This is a genomic window from uncultured Brachyspira sp., from assembly GCF_944393015.1.
GTDB lineage: Bacteria > Spirochaetota > Brachyspiria > Brachyspirales > Brachyspiraceae > Brachyspira.
This window is the reverse complement of record NZ_CALXYQ010000082.1, coordinates 1-6,751: the sequence shown is the minus strand read 5'-3', so window position 1 is coordinate 6,751 and position 6,751 is coordinate 1. Positions and strand designations below refer to the sequence as shown.

4 protein-coding genes and 1 pseudogene are annotated in these 6,751 nt (G+C 29.7%); 3 read left to right on the top strand and 2 right to left on the bottom strand.

The features are described 5' to 3' along the window. A pseudogene (locus Q0K19_RS15465) lies at nucleotides 1–65 on the bottom strand (translation initiation factor IF-3); the annotation flags it as partial. Between the two features lie 12 nt (nucleotides 66–77). Next, nucleotides 78–2,009 (bottom strand): threonine--tRNA ligase, encoded by a 1,932-nt coding sequence (gene thrS, locus Q0K19_RS14690; protein ID WP_297249272.1) that lies wholly within the window; start codon nucleotides 2,007–2,009, stop codon nucleotides 78–80. 691 nt (nucleotides 2,010–2,700) lie between these two features. Here thrS and Q0K19_RS14685 point away from each other — a divergent pair. From Q0K19_RS14685 to Q0K19_RS14675, 3 genes are all read left to right on the top strand, one after another. Further along, a complete protein-coding gene (locus tag Q0K19_RS14685) occupies nucleotides 2,701–4,548 on the top strand; it encodes a methyl-accepting chemotaxis protein (protein ID WP_297249270.1) in 1,848 nt (615 codons plus the stop codon). 102 nt (nucleotides 4,549–4,650) lie between these two features. Next, nucleotides 4,651–5,613, top strand: a complete 963-nt coding sequence (locus Q0K19_RS14680) for a class II fructose-bisphosphate aldolase (RefSeq protein WP_297249268.1) — start codon at nucleotides 4,651–4,653, stop codon at nucleotides 5,611–5,613. A 286-nt stretch (nucleotides 5,614–5,899) separates the two neighbouring features. Continuing rightward, nucleotides 5,900–6,751, top strand: an 852-nt coding sequence (locus Q0K19_RS14675; protein WP_297249266.1) for an S-adenosyl-l-methionine hydroxide adenosyltransferase family protein, incomplete at its 3' end; no start/stop codon positions are given.

Genomic DNA, 6,751 nt, shown 5'->3' with positions numbered 1-6,751 from the left:
ACCCTAACTTCTGGTGCAGTAATAAATTGATTAATTCTCTCTCCTTCTTTTTTTACTGTTGCCATTATTTATCTACCTCATTTAGTAGTAAATATAGAATCATTCATTCTCTCCTTAGATTCTTTTTTGAGTTTCTCAATGAACTCATTCAAATCCATATCTTTAATTTCTTGTGAAGAACGTGTTCTAATAGATAATTTTCCGCTAGAAACTTCTTCAGCTCCTATTATAACTGTATATGGAGTTCTTTGCAAGCGATATTTCTTAATCTTAGTACCTAAATTATCATCGCCTTCATCAACTTCCACTCTGAAGCCAGCATCTTTCAATGCTTTAGCTACTTCATTAACTCTATCAATTTGAGATTTTTCATTAAGTACATTAACTACAGCCACTTGTAAAGGAGATAACCATAACGGGAATTTACCATTATAATGTTCAACCAATATACCTATAAAACGTTCCATAGAACCAAGTATAGCTCTGTGAAGCATTACAGGAGTATGTTTTTTACCGTCTTTACCTTCATAGCTAATCTCAAATCTCATAGGAAGCGAGAAGTCAACTTGTAAAGTACCGCATTGCCAGTTTCTGTCAAGAACATCTTTAATATTGAAGTCTATCTTAGGACCATAGAAAGCTCCATCACCTTCATTAATTTTATAGCTTATTTTTAATTTGTCTAAAGCATTGATTAATGATTTAGTAGCAAGCTCCCAAATTTCATCGCTTCCGATTGATTTTGCTGGTCTAGTAGAAACAAATATTTCAAAGTTCTCGAAACCAAAGTCTTTATATACAGATAAATAGTATTCAATAGTATTAATAATTTCATCGCCTAATTGCTCTTCAGTACAGAATATATGAGCATCATCTTGAGTGAAAGCTCTTACTCTGAAAAGTCCATGCAAAGCTCCTGAAAGCTCATGTCTATGAACGAAACCTAATTCAGCAACTCTTAAAGGCAAATCTCTATAACTATGTATGTTAGAATTATAAACAATCAAACCGCCTGGGCAGTTCATTGGTTTTACAGCATATTTAGTTTCATCAATTTCTGTAAAATACATATTCTCTTTATAGTTATCCCAGTGTCCGCTTCTATGCCATAATTCTTCATTAAGTATAGCAGGAGTTTTTATTTCAACGTATCCGCGTTTATCATTTTCATTTCTTATATATGATTCAACTGCCTTATATATAATCATTCCTCTAGGATGCCAGAAAGGGAAACCCGGACCTTCTTCATGGAAACTAAATAAATTTAATTCTTTACCTAACTTTCTATGATCTCTTTCTTTAGCTTCTTTGAGTTTTTTAAGGTATTTATCCAATGATTCTTTACTTTCAAAAGCAGTACCATATATACGTGAAAGCATTTTATTATTAGAGTCCCCTCTCCAATAGCTTCCTGCAACAGACATAAGTTTATATGCTTTTAAATAACCTGTTGAAGGAACATGAGGTCCGCGGCAAAGGTCTATAAAATCGCCTTGCTCATAGAAAGATACTGTATCAGCATCTATACCTTCTATAATTTCAACTTTATAAGGTTCATTAGCTTTCTTGAAATATTCTATAGCCTCATTTTTATTCATTACTTTTCTTACTACAGGAATATTTTCTTTGATGATTTTTTTCATTTCATCTTCGATTTTTGGTAAATCTTCTTCAGTGAAAGGCTTTTCAGCATCAAAATCATAATAGAAACCATCTTTAATAGCTGGTCCTATAGTAACTTGAGTATTAGGATAAAGTCTTCTAACAGCCTGAGCCATTAAGTGGCTTGTAGAGTGTCTTAATATTTCAAGTCCGTCATCTGAGGTGGTAAGTATCAATTCTAAATCGCCGTCTGTTTCAGGCGTATATGTAAGGTCAACTTGTGTTCCATTAAACTTAGCTGCTACTGCATCTTTGGAATCTTTTTTAGCATTTTGTTTAAGGAAGTCTAATAAAGACTCTCCATTGGACAAATCATAAGACTGTCCTAAATAATTAATTTTTGACATTATAACACCTCTTGAATTGATACTTTTATTTGAAGTAAAAACTTACAAATATTTTGAAATATTATAACATACATACGAATAATAGTCAACAAATTGTATATATAATTATTGCATAGCGGTATACTATTCATAAAATATTTCTAAATCTTTAAAAATATAATAGAAATTAGTATATACCTAAACAACTATATTTTGTCAATTTTTATATTTTGTAAATCTAAATTATAATTTTTTATAATATCAAATATTATTTCTAATATTAGTAAAATATGTTTTGACCGCAAAATAAATTATTAATTTTTGTATAATAATTAAGTAATCAGCCGCAGCTATAAAGAACTATCCATAATATTATGATATACTGGCGAAGTGTACCCAATGGATATAGGCAAGTAGTTAAAAAACTTTAAAATTTTTTAGTATACAAATGCAAAATAAATATAAAATATTGACAAACATGTATTATTGTATATACTTAATTAAAAGTACATTGATTAGGGTTTTATTAATATGAATTGCATCGCATCGCATCGCATCGCATCGCATCGCATCGCATCGCATCGCATCGCATCGCATCGCATCGCATCGCATCGCATTATTATATCTCTTTTATAAATTCCAAATCAGCATAAAAATACCAGTGCATTTTCTTTTGGTATTGCAATAAAAAAATATATAAACAGGACTTTTTATGAAAAAGAGCTTTAATAATCTAACATTCAAAATGCCGTTTACTATAATACTGATAGTAATCATTGTAATGACAGCAATAATTATAGTATCAGGCAGTCTTTCAAATAATATTATGAACAATAAAATCAAAGAAGGTTTTGAAGGAACTTTATCAGGATATACTTTTTCTGTTGACAGCTGGGTTAATAATCAAATAGCAAATGCTAAATTCTATGCTTCAATACCGTCTGTAATTGAAATGTCAAAAACTTCTAACTGGCAAAACTATCAGGAATCATTAAATACATTAAGAGGAGTTATGAAAGAAAATCCATATGTAATAGACGTAGGTATAAGCACTATAGACGGCTCTATAAAATTCGATACATCTCTTGATGAAAGTGTATATAATCTATTAATAAAAGATTTACAGCCGGGTACTTGGAAAAGATTTGTAGATTCAGGTTATGATAATGCTTTGGCAAATGATATCAGTATATCTTTAACGACTGGAAAACCAAGCACAATAGTAATTGTCGGCATAAAAGATGAAAATAATAAATCAATAGCTGTTTTATATACAATGCTTGATTGGAATAAATTAATAGAAGAAGTTATGGCTAATGTAAAACTCCCAGCAGGTGCTGATTTATCAATAATAAGCGATACTTTAGAAATTATTGCAAATAAAGACCCTAAACTTATAAAAACTCAAATAGATGAAAAGTATAAAGAAATAATATCTATACAAAACGGATACACAAGAATAAATATAAACAATAACAATATAGAAACTTTTTTCAATAAATTAAAGACTCAGGCTTGGTATACTGTAATATCAATACCTCAAAAAATAGCAAATGCTGAAACATATAAAATGATAATTATAAATACATCTGTTGTATGTTTTGGAATAATCATAATATTTATATTTGTATATATATTTGCAAAATCTATAACAACACCTTTAAATTACATATTAGAAGAATCCAAAAATATGAATAACGGCAACTTAAATTCTAATATACCTCAAAAGATTAAATCTAGGAAAGATGAGTTAGGACAAATGTCTCAATATTTCAGCAAAATGCAGGAATATCTTGCTGATATGATTCATAGTATTAATGATATGTCTTATATTATATCCGAAAAATCAAATAAAATATTTTATGAAAATGCTAATTTAGCAAAAAGAGTTGAAGATCAGGCTGCAAGTTTGGAAGAAACTTCTTCTTCAATGGAAGAGTTTGCATCCGGATTAAAGAATTCAACAGAACGTTCTATAGAAATTAGAGATATAATGACAGAAGCCACTGATTCAATAGAACAAGTCGGCATAATGATATCGCAGACTACATCAAATATAGAAGATGTCAATGAATCCAGTTCTAAAATAAAAAACATTACAAAGATGATAGAAGATATTGCTTTTCAGACTAATATACTGGCTTTAAATGCTGCCGTAGAAGCTGCACGTGCCGGGGAACAAGGCAGAGGATTTGCTGTTGTTGCTTCTGAAGTTAGAAACTTGGCGCAAAATTCTCAGGCATCCGTTAAAGAAATTACTTCTCTTATAGATGAATCTGTAAACAAAATAAATACTGCAACCAATTCCGTAAGAGAATCTCATAAAATATTTGAAGAATTAAAAGATAGAATAATTAACTCTGCTAATTTAATAAATGAAATAAGCCATACTATACAGGAACAATTTATTGGAATAGAACAGGTTAATAAGGCTGTTTCTCAAATGGATAATGTAACTCAGCAGAATGCCGTGCTTGCAAGCGAGACTTCAAATTTATCTAGCGAGTTACTTGATAAATCTAAAGAATTACATGAACAGATTAGTTTCTTTAAATTTTAATTTATATATATAAAAAGTTACTATTTTTATTGAAAATTTATTATTTTTACTATATTATTATGAAGTACTTTTTATAATAAAAAAAAGAATAAGGAGAAAAATATGGTTAAATTCTCAGACTTAGGTCTTGTTAATAGTAGAGAACTTTTTAAAAAAGCTATAGGCGGCGGTTATGCTATACCAGCATTTAACTTTAATAATATGGAACAACTTCAAGCTATAGTACAAGCATGTGTGGAAACTAAAAGCCCTGTTATAATTCAGGTTTCTTCAGGTGCTAGAAAATATGCTAATCAAACATTATTAAGATATATGGCTCAAGGTGCTGTTGAATATGCTAAAGAATTAGGTGTTAATGTACCTATAGTTTTACACTTGGATCATGGCGACAGTTTAGAACTTTGCAAAAGCTGTATTGAATATGGTTTTTCTTCTGTTATGATAGATGGAAGCCATTATGACTATAACAAAAACGTTGAATTAACTAGAAGCGTTGTTGAATATGCTCATAAATATGATGTTACTGTTGAAGGTGAATTAGGCGTACTTGCTGGTGTTGAAGATGATGTTGTAGCTGAACATCACACTTATACTCAGCCTGAAGAAGTAGAAGATTTTGTTAAAAAAACAGGAGTTGACTCTCTTGCTATTTCTATAGGTACTAGCCATGGTGCTTATAAATTTAAACCTGGTCAAAATCCTCAAATAAGATTAGATATTCTTAAAGAAATTGAGAAAAAAATCCCTGGATTCCCTATCGTACTTCATGGTTCTTCAAGCGTACCTCAAGAGTATGTTAAAATGATAAATGAAAACGGCGGTAAATTAGATGATGCTATAGGTATTCCTGAAGAGCAATTAAGAGAAGCTTCTAAGAGTGCAGTTTGTAAAATCAACATCGACAGCGATTCAAGACTTGCTATGACTGCTGCTATTAGAAAAGTATTCCATGATAACCCTAAAGAATTTGACCCTCGTAAATATTTAGGACCTGCTCGTGATGAAATGAAAAAACTTTATATTCATAAAATAATGAATGTATTAGGTTCAAATGGTAAAATATAATAAAAATTAAAGGAGATATATACTGTGGGAAAACAACATAGAAAAGTAGTGAAACGCAAAAGAGCTTTAAGAAGAATCAAAAGACAAAAAGATGCTCTTAATGCTAAAGCTAAATAAACAAGATTTTTTAAGGGTGTAAGTTTTTTCTTATACCCTTAATTTTTTGTTAGTAATTTGATAATAAATCATTAGTAAAATAAATAAATATATTTAATAAATAATTCAATATAATTAAAACATTTTATTTTTAAACAACATTTAAAATTATTTTATTTAAGGTAGAAAAATGAAAAAGATTATTATATCAATATTAGTAATATTTTTTGTAATCTCTTGTACTAATCAAAACAATGTAAATAATAAATCCCCTCTTGCAATTCAAACAGATTTTGGAAGAAAGGATAATGCTGTAGCAAGTATGTATGGTGTTGCTCTTAGTGTAGATAAAGATTTAAAAGTTTATGACCTTACACATGAAATACCTGCATACAATATATGGGAGGCTGCTTTAAGACTTGACCAAACTGCTAGGTATTGGCCTGAAGGTACTGTGTTTGTTAGTGTGGTAGACCCTGGTGTTGGTACTGATAGAAAATCGGTTGTTATGAAGACTAAAAATAATTATTACTTTGTTACTCCAGATAATGGTACTTTAACTTTTGTTGCAGAGTCTTTAGGAGTAGAAGAAGTAAGAGAAATTGATGAAGTAAAAAATAGACTTACAAACTCACAAGAATCATACACTTTCCATGGAAGAGATGTTTATGTTTATACTGGGGCTAAACTTGCTTCTAAGCAAATTACTTTTGAAGAGGTTGGTCAATCTTTAGGAACTAATATAACAAAAATTGAATATCAAAAAGCTAAATATGAGAATGGAGTTTTTTATGCTAATATACCTGTGCTTGATATTCAATATGGTAATGTATGGTCATCACTTCCTCGTAAATTAATGATTGATAATGGAATTAATACGGGAGACACTCTCAATGTAAAAATATATAATTATAATGAGCTTGTATGGACTGGAGACGTTAAGCTTGTAAATACTTTTGGAGATGTGCCTGAAAACGAAAATATGGCTTATTTTAATTCTGAACTTAATTTTTCTTTAGCTATTAATATGGGTAATTTCTCT